This is a genomic window from Streptomyces lusitanus (assembly GCF_042647945.1).
Classification (GTDB): Bacteria; Actinomycetota; Actinomycetes; order Streptomycetales; family Streptomycetaceae; genus Streptomyces; species Streptomyces pseudogriseolus.
This window is the reverse complement of record NZ_JBHRWL010000011.1, coordinates 374,404-394,839: the sequence shown is the minus strand read 5'-3', so window position 1 is coordinate 394,839 and position 20,436 is coordinate 374,404. Positions and strand designations below refer to the sequence as shown.

The 20,436-nt window shown below is 73.4% G+C and carries 16 protein-coding genes; 12 read left to right on the top strand and 4 right to left on the bottom strand.

Annotated elements, in window-relative coordinates:
• Positions 1-23 precede the first annotated feature (23 nt).
• The 3 genes from ACFOSY_RS19770 to ACFOSY_RS19760 all read left to right on the top strand — a co-directional run bounded on the left by ACFOSY_RS19770 (position 24) and on the right by ACFOSY_RS19760 (position 3,171).
• Positions 24-1,412 carry a hypothetical protein gene (locus ACFOSY_RS19770; protein WP_394308647.1) on the top strand — a complete coding sequence of 463 codons (1,389 nt, stop codon included), beginning with the start codon at positions 24-26 and terminating at the stop codon, positions 1,410-1,412.
• A 114-nt stretch (positions 1,413-1,526) separates the two neighbouring features.
• The gene (locus ACFOSY_RS19765; protein ID WP_394308644.1) at positions 1,527-1,784 is read left to right on the top strand and encodes an SCO2583/SCO2584 N-terminal domain-containing protein; all 258 of its coding nucleotides are present in this window, start codon (positions 1,527-1,529) and stop codon (positions 1,782-1,784) included.
• A gap of 49 nt (positions 1,785-1,833) precedes the next feature.
• Positions 1,834-3,171, top strand: coding sequence for a hypothetical protein (locus ACFOSY_RS19760; protein ID WP_394308977.1), 1,338 nt, complete (start codon positions 1,834-1,836; stop codon positions 3,169-3,171).
• Positions 3,172-3,189: 18 nt separating this feature from the next.
• On the opposite strand, the gene ACFOSY_RS19755 is transcribed toward ACFOSY_RS19760, so the two are convergent.
• Positions 3,190-3,504 carry a hypothetical protein gene (locus ACFOSY_RS19755; protein WP_031061755.1) on the bottom strand — a complete coding sequence of 105 codons (315 nt, stop codon included), beginning with the start codon at positions 3,502-3,504 and terminating at the stop codon, positions 3,190-3,192.
• Positions 3,505-3,736: 232 nt separating this feature from the next.
• Between ACFOSY_RS19755 and ACFOSY_RS19750 the strand changes: the two genes are divergently transcribed.
• The 7 genes from ACFOSY_RS19750 (at position 3,737) to ACFOSY_RS19720 (ending at position 11,119) form a co-directional block, all read left to right on the top strand.
• On the top strand, positions 3,737-4,096 hold the full coding sequence (locus ACFOSY_RS19750) for an arsenate reductase family protein (RefSeq protein ID WP_394308641.1): 360 nt from the start codon (positions 3,737-3,739) through the stop codon (positions 4,094-4,096).
• A gap of 147 nt (positions 4,097-4,243) precedes the next feature.
• The gene (locus ACFOSY_RS19745; protein ID WP_394308639.1) at positions 4,244-4,930 is read left to right on the top strand and encodes a hypothetical protein; all 687 of its coding nucleotides are present in this window, start codon (positions 4,244-4,246) and stop codon (positions 4,928-4,930) included.
• A gap of 278 nt (positions 4,931-5,208) precedes the next feature.
• Positions 5,209-6,237 carry a glutamine synthetase gene (gene glnII / locus ACFOSY_RS19740; RefSeq protein ID WP_031061758.1) on the top strand — a complete coding sequence of 343 codons (1,029 nt, stop codon included), beginning with the start codon at positions 5,209-5,211 and terminating at the stop codon, positions 6,235-6,237.
• 139 nt (positions 6,238-6,376) lie between these two features.
• Complete coding sequence (locus ACFOSY_RS19735) at positions 6,377-7,387, top strand: NAD-dependent epimerase/dehydratase family protein (protein WP_394308636.1); 1,011 nt, start codon at positions 6,377-6,379, stop codon at positions 7,385-7,387.
• Positions 7,388-7,455: 68 nt separating this feature from the next.
• Complete coding sequence (locus ACFOSY_RS19730) at positions 7,456-8,715, top strand: sensor histidine kinase (RefSeq protein ID WP_394308634.1); 1,260 nt, start codon at positions 7,456-7,458, stop codon at positions 8,713-8,715.
• A complete protein-coding gene (locus tag ACFOSY_RS19725; protein ID WP_394308631.1) occupies positions 8,706-9,359 on the top strand; it encodes a response regulator transcription factor in 654 nt (217 codons plus the stop codon). The genes ACFOSY_RS19730 and ACFOSY_RS19725 overlap by 10 nt, the downstream gene beginning before the upstream one ends.
• A gap of 212 nt (positions 9,360-9,571) precedes the next feature.
• The gene (locus ACFOSY_RS19720) at positions 9,572-11,119 is read left to right on the top strand and encodes a DUF1996 domain-containing protein (RefSeq protein WP_394308629.1); all 1,548 of its coding nucleotides are present in this window, start codon (positions 9,572-9,574) and stop codon (positions 11,117-11,119) included.
• Positions 11,120-11,245: 126 nt separating this feature from the next.
• On the opposite strand, the gene ACFOSY_RS19715 is transcribed toward ACFOSY_RS19720, so the two are convergent.
• Positions 11,246-11,677, bottom strand: coding sequence for a hypothetical protein (locus ACFOSY_RS19715; RefSeq protein WP_394308625.1), 432 nt, complete (start codon positions 11,675-11,677; stop codon positions 11,246-11,248).
• Between the two features lie 191 nt (positions 11,678-11,868).
• Here ACFOSY_RS19715 and ACFOSY_RS19710 point away from each other — a divergent pair, with 191 nt between their 5' ends.
• Both ACFOSY_RS19710 and ACFOSY_RS19705 read left to right on the top strand, forming a co-directional pair.
• The gene (locus tag ACFOSY_RS19710; protein WP_394308622.1) at positions 11,869-13,791 is read left to right on the top strand and encodes a hypothetical protein; all 1,923 of its coding nucleotides are present in this window, start codon (positions 11,869-11,871) and stop codon (positions 13,789-13,791) included.
• Positions 13,792-13,856: 65 nt separating this feature from the next.
• Complete coding sequence (locus ACFOSY_RS19705) at positions 13,857-14,552, top strand: TetR/AcrR family transcriptional regulator (protein WP_394308619.1); 696 nt, start codon at positions 13,857-13,859, stop codon at positions 14,550-14,552.
• Positions 14,553-14,606: 54 nt separating this feature from the next.
• Here the strand turns inward: ACFOSY_RS19705 and ACFOSY_RS19700 are convergent, their stop codons facing one another.
• Together ACFOSY_RS19700 and pulA are read right to left on the bottom strand one after the other, a co-directional pair.
• On the bottom strand, positions 14,607-14,966 hold the full coding sequence (locus tag ACFOSY_RS19700; RefSeq protein WP_394308616.1) for a 5-carboxymethyl-2-hydroxymuconate Delta-isomerase: 360 nt from the start codon (positions 14,964-14,966) through the stop codon (positions 14,607-14,609).
• A 55-nt stretch (positions 14,967-15,021) separates the two neighbouring features.
• The gene (gene pulA, locus ACFOSY_RS19695) at positions 15,022-20,433 is read right to left on the bottom strand and encodes a pullulanase-type alpha-1,6-glucosidase (RefSeq protein ID WP_394308614.1); all 5,412 of its coding nucleotides are present in this window, start codon (positions 20,431-20,433) and stop codon (positions 15,022-15,024) included.
• Positions 20,434-20,436 lie beyond the last annotated feature (3 nt).

Sequence of the window (20,436 nt, the reverse complement as noted above, 5' to 3'; positions counted from 1 at the left end):
CGGGACGGGGGAGGAGGCCGGGTATGCCGGACACCGGTGAGGAGACGGCCGCCGTCCGTCCCGGGGCGGAGGCCGGGGCGGACGGCGTCAGGAGCGGAGGTGTGCCACGGGCGGCACGGGGGCGTCGGGTGGTGCGCCGGCTGCGGCAGCTCGCGGCCGTGCTGGTCAGTGTCTGCGCCTTGGTGGGAGCGGTGCGGCTGGTGGTGCCTGCCACCGCGGGGCCGGACGGCGAACCGCCCGGCGTCGAGAGGCAGCTGGCGTTCCTGCGGGAGGCACTGGACGACGGGGCCGGTGACGAGGCGCAGGCCATGTTCCCCGAGGGGTACTTCTTTCTGCACGTGCTCTACGGGCTGAGCCGGGTCGAGCTCGGCCTGCGCGCCCCGGCCGGCGAGCGGTCGACGGCGCTGCGGGAGGCCCGGTGGGCGCTTCGGCAGCTGGACTCCCCGGCGGGCCGAGCCCCGTTCAGCCCAGAGCTCACCCCGCCGTACGGCGTCTTCCACCGGGGGTGGAGCAACTGGCTGCGCGGCGGGGTGCTGAGCCTCCAGCCGGCCGGGCACCGCGATGCCGCCGAGGTGCGCCGGTTCGCGCGGGACTCGGCCGAGCTCGGCGCGGCGTTCGACGCCTCCTCCTCGCCCTATCTGGAGGCGTATCCGGGGCAGGCGTGGCCGGTGGACTCGACCGTGGCGGTCGCGTCGCTGCGGCTGCACGACCGACTGCTGCCGGACCGGTTCGGCCCCACCGTGCGGCGGTGGCTGCGGGAGACGCGCGAGCGGCTCGATCCGCGCACCGGACTGCTCCCGCACCGGGCCGACCCGGTCACCGGGGAGCCGGCCGAAGTGGCCAGGGGCAGTTCGCAGAGCCTCGTCCAGCGATTTCTGGTCGACATCGATCCCGTTTTCGCCGCCGGGCAGTACGCGCGCTTCCGCGACCTGTACCTGACCACACCGCTCGGTCTCGGGCCGGCCGTGCGGGAGTATCCGGACGGCACGGACGGACCGGCCGACGTCGACTCCGGTCCGCTTCCGCTCGGGGTGAGCCTGTCGGCGAGCGTCGTCACCATCGGCGCGGCCCAGGTCCACGGAGACGCCCGGCTCGCCGGCGCGCTCGCGGGCGTCAGCGAACTGGCGGGCGTCCCGGTCGGCTCTCCGTGGACCAAGCGGTACGCCTTCGGTCTGCTCCCGGTCGGTGACGCGTTCCTGGCCTGGTCGAAGACCGCCCGGCCGTGGGTGGCCCAGGTGCCGGCCCCGCCGCCGGCGGCTGTTCCGGCGTGGTGGCGTGTCCCCCTGCTGTCGCTCCTGGCGCTGTGCGGCGCCCTGCCCTGGCTGCCCGCTCTGCTGCGGCGCCTGCGGGACCGGCGAGCCCGGTCCCTGGCCCTGCCGGGCGTCCGCCCCGCGAGCGGGACGGAACCGTGAGCCCTCCCCCGCTGCCGTCGTACGAGCTGCCGTCGTACGACCGGAAAGCTTCCCTCCATGCGGCCGGGGAGGGATCCTGGTGATGACACTGCTGTTCGAGAGAAGGTCACGGGGATGTCCGAGCGGGACGACGAGGAGCGCGAGTTCGATCTGAAGTGGGCGGACGGGGCCGCGCACAAGGAGCCCTCGGCCCGCGCACGGATGCTCGCCGCCCGCTGGAAGGACAACCCGCCCGGGCCGGTACCGTTCCGCGCCGAGCCCGAGCACCGCGGCTCGGCGGGACGCTCGTCGTGGGTGTCGACGGTCGTGGTGCTGGGGTGCGTGGTCGCGGTGATCGTGCTGCTGGGGTACGTCAATCTCCGGCCGTACTGATTCCGTGGACGACGACCTCGGAAGCGGGCAGGCCGCCGCGGTCCGGCTGATGAGCGGCGTCCCCCTGAGCGAGGCCCTGGACACCGGGGACGCCCGCGCGTGGACCGCCCTCGACCTGGGCGTCCGGCAGGAGATGCGGTACGGCGTCGCGCCGCCGCCCGTCGACGCCGGGGGCCCGGAGGGACGGCTCGCCCTGGCCCTGTGCCATCCCGACGGCCGCAGACGCGAGGCCGCGCTGGACGAGGCCGTGGCGCACCCGGTGCTGCTGCCGCTGCTCGTCGTGCGGGCCGGCGACTGGGCCGCACCGGTGCGTGAGCGGGCGCGGCGGCTGCTGGGTGAGGTGCTCGACGTGAGGGCGGCCGTCCGTCTGGCGTCGGTGATCCTGCGGGTCGGCCGGCGTGAGCGGGGGGCGTTCGGGATCAGGCTGCTCGAAGGCGCGCTCCGCCGTGCGCCGCGCGAGCGGCTGCTGCCGCTGTACACCCACACCGACCGGATCGTGCGCAGGTTCGCCTTCCGGCTGGCCGTGGAGGGCGGCCTGCTCTCCCCCGGCGAGCTGGCCCGCCGTGCCTCGTGGGACGAGGACACGGTCGTCCAGACGCTGTGCGCCGACGCCGCCGTGGCCGCGGTGACGGGCGCGGACGACTGGGACGAGGTGCTGGAGCCGCTGCTCGCCGCCCGGAGTCCGCGGGCGCGTGCGGCCGGTGTCACCGCGCTGCGGCGGGCCGGGCGTCCCGGGCGGGCGACAGGGTTCCTCACCGACCGGTCCTCGGTCGTACGGGCCTGCGCACGGTATGTCGTACGGCAGCACGGGACGGATCCGCTGCCCTGGTACCGGGAGCGGTGTGCGGGGCCCGCGGTGGAGCCCGGCGCGGTGATCGGGCTGGCGGAGTGCGGGGAGCGGGCGGACGCGGAGCTGCTGTGGCCGCTGCTCGCCCACCCGGCGCCGAGGGTGCGGGCGCGGGCGGTGGCCGGGCTGCGCACGCTCGACGTGGCCGACGCGGCCCGGCTGTCGCCGCTGCTCGACGACCCGGCGCCCGGTGTGGTGCGGGAGACGGCCGCCGCGCTGCTCCCCTCAGCCCGGACGCTGCCCGAGGGTCCGCTGCTGGCGCGGCTCGGCGCCGGGCGGCCCCGGCACGTCCGGGCCGCCGCCTTCCGGCTGCTGGACGCGCGCGGCGGGACGACGGCGCTGCGGGCCGCCGTCGCCCTGCTGGACGACCCGGACGACAAGCTCCGCGCCTGGGCGGACCAGTCGGTGCAGCGGTGGCGTCCGGGGGCGGACACCCGGAGCGGCGACCCGGAGGTCGGCGCGCTGCTGGACCGGGCACGGCACCTTTTCAGCGACTACGTCCTGAAACGGCGTAAGTGGGAGGCGGGGCTGCCCGCTTGAGGCGGCCCCGCCCCGGTGTCAGCGGTTGTAGCGCATGAACGCCCTGACCATGTGGCACGTGGTGTCCGACGGCGGGTGGACGCCGATCAGTTCGGCGGCGGTGCGGATCGTGTCGTTGCGCGCCTGGCTCGGCAGGTAGACGCCGGAGTCGAGCAGGGCGATGGCGAGGCGCATCGCCTTCAGGCGGCGGTTGTGGGTGATGTACCACTCGCGCGGGCGGCCCGGGGGCAGCGGGCGCTTCTCCACCGGGGCGCAGGGCAGTTCGAGCAGGACGGGGCGCTTCGCGGTGGACTGGACGGGCAGGGGCTTCGGCTTGAGTGCGGCAGCGGGCACGGGCATCCTCCTGTCGCGGTCGGGGCCGTCGTCCGAGGTCCACGGCGACCTCGGCGATTCCCTCGAACACTGCCTCCATTCTACGGGCCGCCACTGACAATCGGCAGGCCCGCTTCGGCCATCAAAGGCGCTGGTGGGATTGGGTTTTGGGGCGTCGGTGCGGGTGGTGCGCGAGGGGCGCGCGGTGGCCCCTTAATTCGAACAAGCGGGGTCCGGGCGTACGGTGTGCGGCATGGAGATCTGGATCAATCCCGCCTGTTCCAAGTGCCGCAGCGCGATCAGCCTGCTCGACGCCGAGGGGGCGGAGTACACCGTCCGCCGTTACCTGGAGGACGTGCCGACCGAGGACGAGGTCCGGGAGGTGCTGGGGCGGCTCGGCCTTGAGCCCTGGGACATCACCCGGACGCAGGAGGCGGCGGCCAAGGAACTGGGGCTCAAGGAGTGGCCGCGGGACGCCGGGACGCGGGACCGCTGGATCGCCGCGCTGGCCACGCATCCGAAGCTGATCCAGCGGCCCATCATCACCGCGGACGACGGCACGGCGGTGGTGGGCCGCACGGAGGACGCCGTACGGGACGCGCTGTCCCGTTGAGGCGCCACCCCGCTGACGGCCCGTCCCCGCACGGCTCAACACCCCTGTGACGCAGGCCACTTCGGTGACTTGGGCCGGCCGCTGAGCAACTGCGTTCGGTATCTCGTACATAGCGGCGTACGCACCCCCGATCCATTGGAGGCGCGCATGTCGCGCAGGAGAACTCTCGGCCCGAAGAAGAAGCTCGCGCTGTTGCTGAGCGCGGCCACGGTGGCGGGCGGCGGCGCCTTCGTCATGGCGACCACGTCCAACGCCAGCCCGCCGGCGCCCACCACCAAGTCCGCGGCGAACTCGACGGTCTGCGCCGGGCTGGCCACCGCGCTCGGCAACAACGAGCGGTTCATCGCGGACCAGCGGGCCAACCCCGACGCCCAGTCCGAGGCGCGGATCGCCAACCGCGAGGCGGTCATCAAGCAGATCAAGGTGCAGCAGGAGGCGTCCGGGTGCGCGGTGGGGGAGTCGGCTCAGGGCTCCCAGCCGGCGCAGCCGGCGCAGCCCGCCCCGTCGCAGCCCGCCGCGGGCGGTCAGGCGGGCCAGGGCGAGCAGGCCGGCCAGGACGGGCAGGCGGGCGGCGGCGCCGCGGCCGGTGAGCAGGTGTGCAACGGCTCGACGGTGACCCTGTCCGGCGAGGAGGGCGCCCCGGCCGCGTCCAGCAACCAGTTCCCGGCGGGCACCACGCTGAAGGTCACCAACCTGGACAACAACAAGTCCACGACGGTGCAGGTGACGTCGGTGTCCGGCAGCTGCGTGCTGCTGAACAACGCGGCCTTCGAGCAGGTCCGCGAGCCGGGCAAGTTCCTGATCCGCCGGGCGCTGATCGAGAAGGTGGGGTGAGGTCGCGGTACGCCCGTAAGAGGGCCCGCCGCTCCGGGGAGGAGCGGCGGGCCTTCTTCTGTCGTCACGTCCCGTCGCATACACCCGGCCCCCTCCCCCGCACGCTCACGGAGTGGGGCCGGGCGCACGGGCGTGGCGGTAACACGGGGTTCACACATGGGCAACGGTCGGGAAATCGCCTGTTGACAAGCTGCGGGGCATCGACGGCGGCGCCCCAGTGCCGCAGCGCCGCAGCATCCGCACCGAGCGCCCAGACCCACCCCCGAAGGATGTGGACCGTGAGCTTCAAGGCCGAGTACATCTGGATCGACGGCACCGAGCCGACCGCGAAGCTGCGGTCCAAGACGAAGATCCTGGGCGACGACGCGAAGGGCGCCGACCTGCCGATCTGGGGCTTCGACGGGTCGTCCACCAACCAGGCCAAGGGTCACGCCTCCGACTGCGTGCTCAAGCCGGTCTTCGTCTGTCCCGACCCGATCCGCGGCGGTGACGACGTCCTGGTGCTGTGCGAGGTCCTGAACACGGACATGACGCCGCACGAGTCCAACACCCGTGCCGCGCTGGCCGAGGTCGCCGGGAAGTTCGCCGCGCAGGAGCCGATCTTCGGCATCGAGCAGGAGTACACGTTCTTCAAGGACGCCTACCCGCTGGGCTTCCCCAAGGGCGGCTTCCCGGCCCCGCAGGGCGGCTACTACTGCGGTGTCGGCTCCGACGAGATCTTCGGCCGTGACGTCGTCGAGGCCCACCTGGACAACTGCCTGAAGGCGGGTCTGGGCATCTCCGGCATCAACGCCGAGGTCATGCCCGGCCAGTGGGAGTTCCAGGTCGGCCCGCTGGCCCCGCTGGAGGTCGCCGACCAGCTGTGGGTGGCCCGCTGGCTGCTCTACCGCACCGCCGAGGACTTCGGCATCGCCGCCACCCTGGACCCCAAGCCGGTCAAGGGCGACTGGAACGGCGCCGGCGCGCACACCAACTTCTCCACCAAGGCGATGCGCGAGTCCTACGACGCGATCATCACCGCCGCCGAGTCGCTGGGCGAGGGCTCCAAGCCGTTGGACCACGTCAAGAACTACGGCGCCGGCATCGACGACCGCCTCACCGGTCTGCACGAGACCGCCCCGTGGAACGAGTACTCCTACGGCGTCTCCGACCGCGGCGCCTCGGTCCGCATCCCGTGGCAGGTCGAGAAGGACGGCAAGGGCTACATCGAGGACCGCCGCCCCAACGCCAACGTCGACCCGTACGTGGTGACCCGTCTGCTGGTCGACACCTGCTGCACCGCGCTGGAGAAGGCCGGCCAGGTCTGATCCGCACCGCACGACCCCCGAGGGGCGCCCGCCGGAAAGGCGGGCGCCCCTCGGGGCGTCCCGGCGGACGGCACCGGGCGGGTCTGCCGACAGCAGACCGCCCTTCCCCCGGGCCCTTGGACGGGGCAGAGTCGCCGGTATGAGACTTCTGGTGCTGGGTGGTACGGAGTTCGCGGGCCGGGCGGTCGTCGAGGCGGCGCTCGCGCGGGACTGGGAGGTGACCGTCTTCCACCGGGGACGGCACGCGGCGCCCGACGGCGTCCGGGAGCTGCTGGGCGACCGCACCGCGGTGGACGGGCTCGCGGCGCTCGACGAGGACCCGGGGACGTGGGACGTGGTCGTGGACACCTGGTCGTCCGCCCCGCGCGTGGTGCGGGACGCGGCGCGGCTGCTGCGGGAGCGCGCCGGGCGGTACGTGTACGTGTCGAGCCGTTCGGTGTACGCGTGGGCGCCGCCCGCCGGGTACGACGAGGACGCGCCGGTGGTGGAGGGCGCCTCCCCGGACGCCGGGGCGACGGACTACGCGCGGGACAAGCGGGGCGGCGAGCTGGCCGCCGTGGACGCCTTCGGCGCGGACCGCTCGCTGCTGGTGCGGTCGGGGCTGCTGATCGGGCCGTACGAGAACGTGGGCCGGCTGCCCTGGTGGCTGAACCGCGTGGCGCGCGGCGGTCCGGTGCTGGCCCCCGGCCCGCGGGACCTGCCCCTGCAGTACGTCGACGTCCGCGACCAGGCGGAGTGGATCCTCGACGCGGCGGAGCGGGAGCTGAGCGGGCCGTACAACCTCACGTCGCCGTCGGGGTACGCCACCATGGGCGAGCTGCTGGAGGCGTGTGTGCGGGTGACCGGAGGTCCGGCCGAGCTGCGGTGGACGGCGCCCGAGGTGGTCCTCGAGGCCGGGGTGGAGCCGTGGACGCAGCTCCCGGTGTGGGTGCCGCCGCACAGCGACCTGCACGACGCCCTGCACGCGGCGGACGTCTCCCGGGCGGTCGCCTCCGGGCTGCGCTGCCGGCCGGTCGCGGAGACCGTCGCCGACACCTGGGCCTGGCTGCGGGAGATCGGCGGCGCGGCCCCGCAGCGGACGGACCGCACGGCCGTGGGTCTCGACCCGGAGGCCGAGGCGAAGGTGCTGGCCGCGGCCTCGGGGGTGTAGCCGGCCCCACCCCCGGTGCGGGGGTTGGGCCCAGTGTGCCGCCGGGCGCGGACGGCGAGACTGGGCCCATGACGACCGGGACGGACGGACACGGCAGGGTGAGCGCGGCGCGGGGCTACCCGCTCGCGGCGGTACGGGGACTCGCGCTCGCGCTGGTGTCGCTGCCGGGGGCGGTGGTGTGCTTCGTGACGGCCGTCGTGTCGATCGGCCTGATCCCCATCGGCGTGGGCCTCGTCACCACCCCGTACGTGCTGAAGGGCGTGCGGGCGTTCGCGGACCTGCGGCGGGTGCTGGCGGCCGAGTGGGGCGGGGTGCGGATCCCGCGCGCGTACCGGCCGCTGCCGAAGGACGCGAACCCGTGGGGGCGGACGTTCGGCATGCTGGGCGATCCGGCGACCTGGCGTGACCTGCTGTGGCTGCCGGTCGACATGACGGCCGGCTTCGTCACCGCGCTGCTGACGGCCGCCCTGCTGTTCTACCCGCTGGAGGGGCTGGCGGTGGCGGCCGGGCTGTGGCGGGTGCTGCCGGACCCGTGGTGGTACGGCTTCGTGCCGGTGTCCGGGCAGGGGACCGCGCTGGCCGCCGGGGCGCTCGCCCTGGCGCTGCTGGCGGCCGGGCACGTCGGCGCCGTACGGGTGCTGCGCGCGCACTTCCTGCTCACCCGGGCCGTGCTGGCCCCGGGCGGGAGCGAGCTGGCCGAACGGGTGCGGGTGCTGACGGAGACCCGGCGGGACGCGGTGGACACCTCCGCCGCCGAGCTGCGGCGCATCGAGCGGGACCTGCACGACGGGGCGCAGGCGCGGCTGGTCGCCGTGGGGCTGGACCTGGGGACGGTCGAGGCGCTGATCGAACGGGACCCCGCGCAGGCGCGGGAGCTGCTGGCGCGGGCCCGGCAGTCCTCCACGGAGGCGCTGACCGAGCTGCGGGAGCTGGTGCGGGGCATCCATCCGCCGGTGCTGGCGGAGCGGGGACTCGGGGACGCGGTGCGGGCGCTGGCGCTGCGGCTGCCGGTGGCCACGGAGGTCAACGTGTCGCTGCCCGGGCGGGCCGACGCGCCGGTGGAGTCGGCCGCGTACTTCGCGGTGAGCGAGGTGCTCGCCAACGCGGTGAAGCACTCCGGCGCGGACCGGATCTGGGTGGACGTGCACCGGGAGGAGGGCCGGCTGCGGATCACCGTCACGGACAACGGGCGGGGCGGCGCGGTGGCCGGGGCCGGTTCGGGTCTGGCCGGGGTGGAGCGCAGGCTCGGTACATTCGACGGCGTCCTCGCCGTCAGCAGCCCCGTCGGCGGCCCCACGCTGGTCACCATGGAGATTCCGTGCGGGTAGTCCTGGCCGAAGACCTCTTCCTGCTGCGCGACGGACTCGTCCGGCTGCTCCAGGCGCACGGCTTCGAGATCGCCGCGGCGGTGGCGTCCGGGCCCGAGCTGACCCGGGCGCTGGCCGAGGAGGAGCCGGACGTCGCCGTGATCGACGTGCGGCTGCCGCCGAGCCAGACCGACGAGGGGCTTCAGTGCGCGCTGGAGGCCCGGCGCAGGCGGCCCGGACTGCCGGTGCTGGTGCTGTCCCAGCACGTGGAGCAGCTGTACGCGCGGGAGCTGCTGGCGGACGGCAGCGGCGGGGTGGGCTACCTGCTGAAGGACCGGGTGTTCGACGCGGAGCAGTTCGTGGACGCCGTACGGCGGGTGGCGTCGGGAGGTACGGCGATGGATCCGCAGGTGATCCAGCAGTTGCTGGCGCGGCGGTCCGGGAACGACCGGCCCCTGGCGCGGCTGACGCCCCGGGAGCTGGAGGTGCTGGAGCTGATGGCGCAGGGGCGGACCAACGCGGCCATCGCGGCGCGGCTGGTGGTGACGGAACGGGCCATCGCCAAGCACACCGCGAACATCTTCGCGAAACTGGGCCTGGAGGTGTCGGACGACGACAACCGCCGCGTGCTGGCGGTTCTCGCGTATCTCGACCACGGCCGGTGAAACCGGACGCCCGGCTTCACCCCGGGTGCCTCACCCGCAACTCCCGGTATCCGTAAGGCTGTTGAAACCCGCGGAAGGCACTGACTTCTCATCGATTCCTGTGACGGGTGAACACGCGTGAGGCGCTCTGCGTACTCATGGGCGCCGCTTCCCCTCCCGGGCGCCTCGATGCCCCGCACAGGGATGCCCCGCAAGGAAGTCAGAGGAGTTCCATGGGACGCAACACGAGAAAACGCCGTACACCGCTGGCCACGAAGGTGATAGCCGGGGCGGCGGCCCTGGCGATCGGTGGGGGCGGTCTGGTCTGGGCCAACTTCTACGCCTCGGCGCACGAGGAGGACGGGGGCCACAACGCCACCAAGTCCGGGCAGACCCGGGTCGCCACGATCAACTGTCCGGACGTCGGCCAGAAGCTGACCCGCGTGCCCCGCAAGGCGCGCTGGGGCGTCGCCCGTGAACTGGCCCGGCTCGACCGCCAGATCACCGACGCGTACACGCGCCTCGCCGAGACGCGCCAGGCGCAGGCGGGCGACGCGAGCTACGTCGACAACGCCATCCTCGCCCCGCTGAAGGACAAGCGCGCGGCCACGCTGGACCGGATCGGCATCAACATCAACCGGGCCGGCGGCCAGGCGCCGCGCGACCTGGGCCGGTTCGCCCGCTGCCAGGGCGTGCCCGCCGAGCAGCCGCCCGGCGACGGCGGCCAGGACGACGGCCAGAACGACGGAGGCCAGAACGACGGCGGTCAGAACGACGGCGGTCAGGACGGCGGCGGCGGTCAGGACGGCGGCCAGGACAACGGCGGCGGTCAGGACAACGGCGGACAGGCCGGGAACGGTCCGGTGGCGGACGACTTCATCCGCATCGAGGACGTCCCGCCGAACTCCCGCAACCTGCCCAACGGCCTCGCCGCGAACGGCGACGGCGGCTCGACCGGCAGCTTCACCACCGAGTGCGGCACCAACGAGAACGCGCTGCGCAACTCGGACAACGTGATCGCCGCTCCCGGCGTCAGCAACGGCGCCCAGCACCAGCACGACTACGTCGGCAACCAGGCCAACAACGCCTTCGCGAGCGACGAGGACCTGGCCAACGGCGAGACCTCCTGCCAGAACCAGGGCGACCGGTCGACGTACTTCTGGCCGGTGCTGCGGATCCAGGACGGTACGCAGGACATCGACCAGGGCCAGCCGGGCGGCGGCCAGGACGGCAACGTCGGCAAGATCGTCGCGCCCACCGACGTGGAGCTGAAGTTCGTCGGCAACCGCACCAGCGACGTCGTCGCGATGCCGCGGGCCCTGCGCATCATCACCGGTGACGCCAAGTCCTTCACCAACGGGCTGAACAACGCCAACACCGCGTGGAGCTGCACCGGCTTCGAGGACCGGCAGGTGACGGACAAGTACCCGATCTGCCCCGAGGGCAGCGGCGTGGTCCGCACGACCAACTTCCAGAGCTGCTGGGACGGCCAGAACACCGACAGTGCCAACCACCGCACGCACATGGACTTCGTCGAGGCGGACGGCACCTGCTCGAACGGCTTCCAGGCCATCCCGCAGCTCCAGGTCCGCCTGGTCTACGACAACATCCCGGCCCCGCAGATCGAGAACGGGCAGGTCGTGAACCCGTTCGCGCTCGACTCCTTCCCGGAGCAGCTGCACAAGCCGATCACCGACCACAACGACTTCATCAACTTCTTCGACGAGGACCTGATGAACGAGATGGTCGAGTGCATCAACAGCGGCCGCGACTGCCAGTAGGCGGTACCGCCCGCTGAGGGAAGCCTGAGGGGTCCCGAGGAAGGCGAGGAGCCCGAGGGAAAGGGAGAAGGCCGGCGGTGGGAGTTCCCACCGCCGGCCTTCTGTCGTGCCGGGCGCGTGAGCGGCTCAGCCGTGGTGGCCGCCCTTGTTGTGGCTGCCGCCGGGGTTCATGTGCTCCGAGCCCTCCTCCAGGTCGCCGCCGAGTTCGGTCTGGAGCGCCTCGACGGTCCGCTCCTCGCCGACGGCGACCCACTTGCGGCCCACGAGGTAGTAACCGCCGTAGTCCTTGGCCGTGTTGAGCCACTCGGCCTGGCCGCGGTCGGTGGAGAAGGTGGCGAGGACGTACTTCTCGTCGCCCTTCTTGCACAGCGCCTGCCGGATGGTGTCGGCGTCGGTCTGCATGTCGGGGTCGCACTCCGCCACGGCGGCCAGCTTCTCCAGGCTGCCGGTGGCGGTGGGCGGCAGCTCGTGCCCCCCGTGGCCGCCGGACCCGCAGCCCGCCAGCGCCAGGGCCGCCACCGCGCAGGTCAGCGCGAGCTTCGGTCGGGTCACCCTCATGTGTTCCTCCGGTCTTGACGGCGACAGCGTGGGGCGGCGACATGCCGCACGGAGCCCCGGCGCGGGGCCCTCGGCATTCGATACGGCTGCGGCGCGCCCGGTGCTCAATCGACGCGCGGTGGGCTGCGCCCGGTGGCCGGAACGGCGCGGGTGTCAGGTGACCATCGGCGGATTCGCTCGTTCTGCTGAACGTGCAGTCACAGGATGCCGCCGCCCAGTCCCCCGCGCCCTCCGCCCCGGCCGGTCCGGCCGTGGACGTCGAACAGGCCGAGGCCGCGCTCGTCGAGCACTACGCGCGGCTCGTCCGGCTGGCCTACCTGGTGCTGCCGGGCCGTATGGGCCGCACCCGGCGGGTGCTCACCGCGCACGCCCTGGTCCAGCGGGCACTGCCCCGGGGCCGGGCCGACGCGCCGCTGATCCCCGCGCAGAGCGCCGGCCGGGACGGCGACCCCGGGTACGCGCTGGTGCGGCTCCAGGTGGTGCGCTCGGCGCTGGAGGCGGGTCTGCCGCTGCGCCGCCGGGGCCTGCCGAAGCGGTCCCAGCTGCCGCCGCTGCTGCCGCAGGTGTGGGGCCTGACGGTGTTCCCGCGGCCGGGCGGCGCGGACGAACTCGCCCTGGACCAACGCCTTGCGGCGCTGTCCGGGCCGGCCCGTGCCGCGCACGCGCTGCGCGGTCTGGAGCGGCTGCCGGACACCGACGTGCGCCGGGTGCTGGCCGGCGCGGGCGTCGGAGACCCGGACGCCGCGCTGACGGAGGCCGACTCCGTCCCCGACCCGTACCGGCTGCTCGAATCCCCCGAGTTCGACCCCTGTTCGCTCCAGGCCCGGCCGACGGACCTGCTGCGCCGCCGCCGGCACCTCAAGGCCGCGCTGGTCGGGGCGGCGGCCCTTGTGGTGTGCGGGGCGCTGCTGTCGCTGCCCGGGGACGGCTGGGGCGCCGACGGCCCGGCCGCTCCCCCGTACGCGCGCAACCCGGCCGCGCAGGCCGCGCTGGACCCCGAGCGGCTGACCCGGACGCCCGCCTCGGCGTGGGAGACGTCGGCGCGCACCGACTTCTCGGTGTGGCCGGCGCGCGGCACGCTCACCGGCGACCGGGCGCTGCTGCGCCGCGCACTCGCCGTGTGGGCGCGGCCGGGCGAGGGCGTCACGGCGTCGGCCACACCCGGCACACCCACCGGCGGGCCCGCCGGGCCGCCCCGCCTGCTGTACGCGGGCACGGTGGACGGCGCGCGCGTGGTGATCCTGTACGACGGCTGGCGTCTCGCCCGGTACGCCGAGCCGGAGGAGGGCGCCCGGAGCGCGGCCCTGGACCTGGCGCGGGTCGACGGGGCCGGGCGGGCCGGGGCGAGCGCGGTGGTGCTGAGCCGCTCGGACGGCAACGTCCGCTTCCTGGTGGCGCCGTGGGTGCGCGAGGCGGCCCAGCGGGACCTGCGGAAGCCGGGCGAGGGCGCGACGGCCCTCCCCCTGGAGGACGGGGTGACCGGGCCGCTCGTCTCGGGCCAGGGGCGGGAGCCGTGCACGGCGTGGCACGCGCTGGAGCTGACCGACACCGCCGGCACCCGGCTCTTCACCGACCTGGGCGAGCTGGTCCCGGCGCGGCTGACCACCGGCCGTCCGGGCAAGGTGAAGGACGTGTCCGGCGAGAAGGGGCTGCGCGCCTGGGAGCCGTACGCCTGCTCGCTGGCGGTGATGCGGTCGGCGGGCGTGCGCAGCGTCAACGCCTGGGCGTACGCGAAGCAGCCGCTGCCCGGCGGCGACGGCGAGGCCGAGTGGCTGTGCGCGCGCGGGGAGACCTGGCGGGGCACCGGGGCGCGGGTGCTGGCGCAGTTCCTCTCGCCGGGCGCGCGGTACGGGGCGGTGGCGGCGCGCGCCGAGGACGCGCCGGCCTGCGGGGAGCGGCAACCGGACGTGCTGGCCGGGGTGTTGTGGAAGTCCGCCGGCGGCACCTGGTACCTGCTCGCGGCCGGCAGTGACGGGGTGGAGTCCGTCAAGGCGACCGGCGGCGTCGAGGGGGAGGCGGAGGAGCGGCTGCTGTCGGTGCGCGCGGAGAAGGGTGCGCGGGCCGAGCTCACGGGCACACTGGAGGACGGGGGGTCGGTCGGCGGGCTGCGGTGATCCGGGGGAACACCGGTCCCCGGTCCGGCCCGTGGGAGGCCGGAAACGATCGGTAAGGTGTTCGTATGGGTACCGGGGTGCGTCGGAGGATGGGAGTCGAGGAGCGCCGCCAGCAGCTGATCGGCGTGGCTCTCGAACTGTTCAGCAAGCATTCCCCGGACGAGGTCTCGATCGACGAGATAGCGTCCCGGGCGGGCATCTCGCGCCCGCTCGTCTACCACTACTTCCCCGGCAAACTGAGCCTGTACGAGGCCGCGTTGAGGCGGGCGGCGGAGGATCTGTCGTCCCGGTTCGCCGAGCCGCACGAGGGTCCGCTGGGCGCGCGGCTGCGGCGGGTGATGGCGCGGTTCTTCGACTTCGTGGAGGAGCACGGCCCCGGCTTCTCCGCACTGATGCGCGGCGGCCCCGCCGTGGGCTCGTCGACCACCAACGCGCTGGTGGACTCGGTGCGTCAGGCCGCCTACGAGCAGATGCTGGCGCACATGGGCGTGGTGGGCCCGGCGCCGGCCCGGCTGGAGCTGGTGGTGCGCTCGTGGATCTCGCTGGTGGAGTCGACGGCGCTGATCTGGCTGGACGGGCGGCGGGTGCCGCGCGAGGAGCTGGAGACCAAGCTGGTGCAGGACTTCGCGGCGCTGGCCGCGGTGGCCGCCGCCCGGGACGAGGAACTCGCCACGCTGCTGCGGGGGCTGGTCAAGCAGGAGACGGGCGACGGCCCGTTCTCCGACCTGGCCGCCCGGATGATCGCCCTGGCGGAGGAGTGAGCCGGGCCGCGACGTGAGCCCGGCCGCGGCGGGCCGGGCTGCGGTCGATTGCGGCTACTCGCCCTCGAACTTGCGGTAGGACGGGTCGAGGTCGCGGACCTCGGCGGAGGCGTGCAGCATCTCTCCCCCGGCCGGCTTCACATGCCGCCGCAGCAGTTCCAGGACCGTCTCGGTGAGCCGGGCCTTGGTCTCGTCGGTGCGGCCGGCCAGCAGGCCGATGTGCACGTGCACCAGCGCGTGGCCCTCGGTGTCGGGGCCGACCACCGGGTCCTCGGTGCGCCGGAACCGCGTCTTGCACGCGGGCGGCTTGGCCGCCGCGATCTCCACCACGGCGGTGTGCAGGTCCCGCGCGAAGGCGGGCCGGTCGAAGCCGTCCGCGAGCCGCTCGGAGTAGTCGACGGTGATCTGCGGCATGAGCCCTCCTGTTCCAGGTCAGGAGGGCTCACACTAGCCGCAGCCCCTCAGGCGGTCAGTCGGCGGTGGTGAACACCGCCACCGTGCGGGCCGGCACGTGGAACGTGCCGGTCGCCTTCGCGTACGACGAGGTCTTCACGACCGCGTCCCCGCCCGCCGCCTGCACCGGGTGCAGACGGTGGGCCGTCCCGGCGAGCGCGGCGACGCGCTGCTCCTGCCGCTCGGGCGTGGCGTTGAAGACGACCACCAGGTCACCGAGGGTCATGGTGATCACGCCGGGTGTCTCGTCCTTCCCGGACAGCGGGAACGACAGCCGGTCCTGCACCTGGTCCGCGGTGTCGAGGGAGAACACCTTCTCCGTGGTACGGATCCGCAGCAGGTCCCGGTACGCGGCCGAGGCGCCCTCGATCTGCGGGCAGCCCACCGTGACGGACCCGAGCAGCGGCTTGGCGTACGGCCACTTGTCCTGGTTGTCGGCGGCCGGCGGCAGGCCGCGGCCCATGCCGTTGCCGTCCGCGCAGTTCCAGTGGATCGCGTTGAACCAGTCGCCGCTGTCGTAGGAGTTGCGGTCGAGGGACTTGGAGCGCAGCAGGTCGGTGCCCGCCTGGGAGAGCGCCGGCCCCTGGGAGAGGGCGGCGGTCGCCATGGCGAGGACCTGCATGCGGGCCCGGTCCGCGGCCGGGGTGTCCTTCGGCAGCTTGAAGGCGAGCGCGTCGAACAGCGACTCGTTGTCGTGCGCGTCCGCGTAGGCGAGGGCGTCGCCGGGGGCGGCCGCGTAGCCGGCGGGGGCGCCGTTGTAGTCGACCTGGGAGCCCTTGACCTCCGTGCCGGTGGTGTCGGTGAAGGTGTAGTCGGCGAGGTTGCCGCTCAGGCCCACCTTGATCAGGTCCTGGTAGTGCAGCAGCCGGGCCTTCTGCTCGGCCGGGGTGCCGTTCGCGGCCGAGGAGTTGGGATCGGTGTAGAGACCGGAGGCGAAGCCCTGCACGCCGGGGTCCTCGTCGAAGGGTCCGCCGCCGCGCACGGCGTCACGGGCCCGGTCGGAGAAGGTGGCGATGCCGGTGCCGGCCATGTTCTTCTGCGTGGCCTGGACGAAGCGGGTGTCGTCGGCGATCTCGCCGAAGTTCCAGCCCTCGCCGTACAGGATGATCTTCTTGCCGTCGACGCCGTCCTTCGCGAGGGTCAGTTCGTCGAGGGCCTTCCTGACCGCGAGGATGTTGGCCTTCGGGTGGTGTCCCATGAGGTCGAAGCGGAAGCCGTCGACCTTGTACTCCTTGGCCCAGGTGACGACCGAGTCGACGACCAGCTTGCCCATCATGGCGTTCTCAGTGGCCGTGTTCGCGCAGCAGGTGCTGTTGGCGACCGAGCCGTCGGCCAGGAGCCGCTGGTAGTAGCCGGGCACGATCCGGTCCAGGACGGAGGTCTTCGCCTGGCCGCTCGCGGCGGTGTGGTTGTAGACCACGTCCATCACGACCCGCAGGCCGTCCTCGTTGAGCGCCTTGACCATCTTCCGGAACTCGACCGTGCGGGCGGTGCCGTCCGGGTCGGTGGCGTAGGAGCCTTCGGGGACCGTGTAGTGGTACGGGTCGTAGCCCCAGTTGAAGGCGTCCTTGGCGGCGGCCTTCGCCACGCACTCCTGCTGCTTGTCGGAGTCTGCCGGGTAGGAGGCGAGGTCGCAGTCGACGGTCGCCTGGTCGGACTTGTTCTCCGGGATGGTGGCGATGTCGAAGGCGGGCAGCAGGTGCACGTACGAGGTGCCGGCCTCGGCCAGCTCTCGCAGGTGCCGGCTGCCGTCGCTGTCCTTGTCGGTGAACGCGAGATAGGTGCCGGGGTGGTCCGCGGTGCGGTCCGCGACGGAGAAGTCGCGGATGTGCAGCTCCTGGATCTGCGCGTCCTTCAGCGGTACGGCCTTCGGCTTGGCGTAGCCGTCCCAGCCGCGCGGCCGGAGGGACCGGTCGGCCAGGTCGACGACGAGGCTGCGCTCGGAGTCGGTGGTCAGGGCGGTCGCGTACGGGTCGGTGACCTCGTTGGTGACGATCTCGCGGGTGCTGGGCGCCCACACGGTCACCGCGTACCGGTACTCCTCGCCCTTCCAGGAGGCGGGGCCGGTGACGGACCAGACGCCGGTGGCGTCGTCGCGGCGCATCCGGACGGTGCGGTCGCCGATCTCCAGGGAGACGTCCTGCGCGGTCGGCGCCCACACGGAGAGGGTGGGACGGCCGTGGCGGAACACCGGGCCGAGCTTCGCCTTCGTGGCGCCGGCCGCGTACAGGTCGTCGAGCACGCCGGCGATCTGCACGCCGGTCGCCGCGAGCACGGCGCCGTTGGCGGAGCGCTGGGTGGCGACGACCTGGCCGCGCAGGGCCTCGCGCACCCGGTCGCGGTCACGCGCGTCGACGGTCCAGGCGGTGCCGCTCGCGAGATGCGGGAACTTGGCCTTCTGCGCGTCGGTGAGGGCCGACTTCGTCAGGCGGATCCAGCGGGCGTCGCCGGGGTTCAGCTTCCCGTCCGTCACCGTGACCGAGCCGGTGCGGGAGGCGAGGAGCTGGGTGGAGGCGGCCGCGGCTGAGCCGTCCCAGACGAGGGTGGAGCGGTCGATCCAGACCGCCTTGGAGGTGGTCAGGTCGAGGGCGGCCGCGGACCCGGCGGGCTGCGGCAGCAGGTACGTCTCCTGGCCGCTCACCAGCCACACCTCGTGGCCGTTCGCCCTGAGGTCCAGCGACTGGTCGGTCGGTAGGTCCTTCTCGTCGCCCTTGTGGAGGATGTAGCTGAGGCTGGTGGCACCCTCGGCGAGCGGCACCTCGAAGACAGCGCCATAGGAGTCAGTCTTCACCGGCTCCAGCGGCTTCGCCCAGTCGGTGGGGTTCGCGGCGCCGGTCCAGGTGTGCAGTCCCCAGCCGTCGTAGTTGCCGTCGGCCCGGTGGTAGTGCAGGACGGCCTTGGTGGTGTCCTGCGCCGGGTACTCGGGCCGCTCGGTGGTGACGGTTTCGTCGCCCTGCTTGATCCAGATCTCGCCGGTGCGGGTGACGTCGATGGTGCGGTCGGCGGCGACGTCCTTGGTGCCGTCCTTGTCGACCACGACGAAGCCGACGTCGGATGCGCCCGGCTTCAGCTTGACCCAGGCGAAGGCGCCGTAGGCGTCGCGGCCGGTGAAGGCGTGGCCCGCGGGCCATTCGGTGGCCTCGCCGTCCGCGAGGTCGCCCCAGGCGTACAGGCTCCAGTCCTGGTAGTCGCCGTCGGGGCGCTGGTAGTGGACGATCGCGTACTCGCGGGAGGCGGCGGTGGGCTCCTCCTCGGCGGGCGGGGCGCCGGTCGTGGAGGCGGCCAGGGCGCTCGCGGTGCGGCCGGCCGAGTCGATCACGACGGCCTTGTAGCGCAGGGCGGTGCCGGCGGGGACGTCCGCGCCGACGGTGTGGGTGACCTTGTACGGGGCGTGGTCGGCGGAGCCGAGCGTCCGCCACGCGCCGTTGCCGGTCTGGGCGGCGAACACGACGCGGTTGAGCCGGCCGCCCTGGACGTCGGCGGTGACCTCGACGGTGCCGGTGGCGCCCGCCTCGGGGGCCTTCAGGGTGAGCATGGGCTTCGCGTCAGGCTCGCCGAGCGGGGCGGCGGCCTTCAGGACGATCGCGGAGCGGGCCGGGACGGAGACGGTGATCTTCCTGTCGGCGTCGCTGCGGACGGTCGCGTCGGTGCCGTGGATGCCCCGGAACGCGGTCCCGGCGGAGCCCGTCGCGAAGGTGGCCGTCCGCGTCTCGCCGGCGTTGTTGAAGGCGACGACGTACTCGGTGGGATTCTTGCCGGTGGCGGTGCGCGAGAAGGCGTAGACGCCGGGGCCGTCGTCGGCGTACCGCTCCTGCTGGACGCCGTCGGTCAGCGCGGGGTGCGCCTTGCGGAGCGCGGCGAGGGCGCTGATCTGCCGGTAGAGCGGGGAGCGGGTGTCGTAGGCGTCCTCGGCGTGGGTGCGGTCGGTGCCGATGAGGTCGTCGTCGAGGTAGTCGGCGGTGCGGGACGCGAAGAGGGTCTGGCGGGCGTCCTTGTCGCCGCCGGCGCCGGTGAAGCCCTGCTCGTCGCCGTAGTAGACGACCGGGTTGCCGCGGCTGAGGAACATCAGCTCGTTGGCGAGCATGTCCCGCTTCAGCAGCTCCGCGTCGGACGCCTTCGGGTTGTCCTGCGTCAGGAACGTCCCGATGCGGCCCATGTCGTGGTTGCCGAGGAAGGTGACCTGCTCGTAGGCGTTGGCCTTGCCCGACGTGTACTTGTAGTCGTCACCGAAGACGGAGGCGAGCTTCTTGGCGCTGCCGCCCTGGGAGGCGTACGCGCGGGCCGCGTCCTGGAAGGGGAAGTCGAGGGTGGCGTCGAGCCGGCCCTGGGTGACGTAGGGGGCGGTGACGTTCGTGTCGGCGGAGAAGACCTCGCCGAACATGAAGAAGTCGTCGCGGCCCTTCTTCGCCGCGTAGGCGTCGAGCGCGGTGGCCCACCGGTTCCAGAACTCCATGTTGACGTGCTTCACGGTGTCGATCCGGAAGCCGTCGATGTCGAAGTCCCGCACCCAGCGCTGGTAGATCTTCTCCATGCCGTCGACGACCTCGGGACGCTCGGTCCACAGGTCGTCGAGCCCGGAGAAGTCGCCGTACTCGCTGGACTCGCCGGCGAAGGTGGAGTCGCCGCGGTTGTGGTACATCGCCGGGTCGTTGAGCCAGGACGGGACCTTGAGCCGCTTCTTCGCCGTGGGCACGGCCGGGGTGCGGGGGAAGGAACCGGCGTCCACGCGCGGGAACCTGCGGCTTCCGTCCGCGTAGTCGGCGTCGTCGAAGGGCACGCCGTCCTTGGTCAGGTACGGGAAGGCGCCCTTGGAGAGGTAGTCGTAGGACTTCTCCTCGTAGTCGATGACGTCGGCGGTGTGGTTCGTGATGACGTCGAAGAAGACCTTCATGCCCTTGGCGTGGGCCTTGTCGATGAGGGTCTCGAGGTCCTGGTTGGTGCCGAAGTGCGGGTCGACCTGGGTGAAGTCGGTGATCCAGTAGCCGTGGTAGCCGGCGGAGGCGTTCTCCCCGGTCCCCTGCACGGGCTGGTTCTTGAAGATCGGCGCCAGCCAGATGGCGGTGGTGCCGAGCCCCTTGATGTAGTCGAGCTTCCGCGTGAGCCCCTTGAGGTCGCCGCCCTGGTAGAAGCCCTTGTCGGCGGGGTCGTAGCCGTGGGTGAGGCGCGAACCGGTCAGTCCGCCGCGGTCGTTCTTCGTGTCCCCGTTGGCGAAGCGGTCCGGCAGGACGAAGTAGAACTGCTCCCGCGTCAGGTCGTGGCGCGCCGGGGAGGCGGCGAGCTTCGCGTCCGAGGGGGGCGGGGGCGGGGTGGCGGCTCGGGCGGCGACCGGCTGCACGAGCGCCGCGGCGAGCGCGGCCACCGTGACGGCGGCGACGCGGCGGCCCCGCGCGGTGCGGCGCCCCGGGGGCGCGGGCCATCTGGGTATCAAGGC

Excerpts from the sequence above, each read along its gene's own strand:
- ACFOSY_RS19770 (WP_394308647.1), top strand. The coding sequence starts at position 24 with ATGCCGGACACCGGTGAGGAGACGGCCGCCGTCCGTCCCGGGGCGGAG.
- ACFOSY_RS19765 (WP_394308644.1), top strand. The coding sequence starts at position 1,527 with ATGTCCGAGCGGGACGACGAGGAGCGCGAGTTCGATCTGAAGTGGGCG.
- ACFOSY_RS19760 (WP_394308977.1), top strand. The coding sequence starts at position 1,834 with ATGAGCGGCGTCCCCCTGAGCGAGGCCCTGGACACCGGGGACGCCCGC.
- ACFOSY_RS19750 (WP_394308641.1), top strand. The coding sequence starts at position 3,737 with ATGGAGATCTGGATCAATCCCGCCTGTTCCAAGTGCCGCAGCGCGATC.
- ACFOSY_RS19745 (WP_394308639.1), top strand. The coding sequence starts at position 4,244 with ATGTCGCGCAGGAGAACTCTCGGCCCGAAGAAGAAGCTCGCGCTGTTG.
- ACFOSY_RS19735 (WP_394308636.1), top strand. The coding sequence starts at position 6,377 with ATGAGACTTCTGGTGCTGGGTGGTACGGAGTTCGCGGGCCGGGCGGTC.
- ACFOSY_RS19730 (WP_394308634.1), top strand. The coding sequence starts at position 7,456 with ATGACGACCGGGACGGACGGACACGGCAGGGTGAGCGCGGCGCGGGGC.
- ACFOSY_RS19720 (WP_394308629.1), top strand. The coding sequence starts at position 9,572 with ATGGGACGCAACACGAGAAAACGCCGTACACCGCTGGCCACGAAGGTG.
- ACFOSY_RS19715 (WP_394308625.1), bottom strand. The coding sequence starts at position 11,677 with ATGAGGGTGACCCGACCGAAGCTCGCGCTGACCTGCGCGGTGGCGGCC.
- ACFOSY_RS19705 (WP_394308619.1), top strand. The coding sequence starts at position 13,857 with ATGGGTACCGGGGTGCGTCGGAGGATGGGAGTCGAGGAGCGCCGCCAG.
- ACFOSY_RS19700 (WP_394308616.1), bottom strand. The coding sequence starts at position 14,966 with ATGCCGCAGATCACCGTCGACTACTCCGAGCGGCTCGCGGACGGCTTC.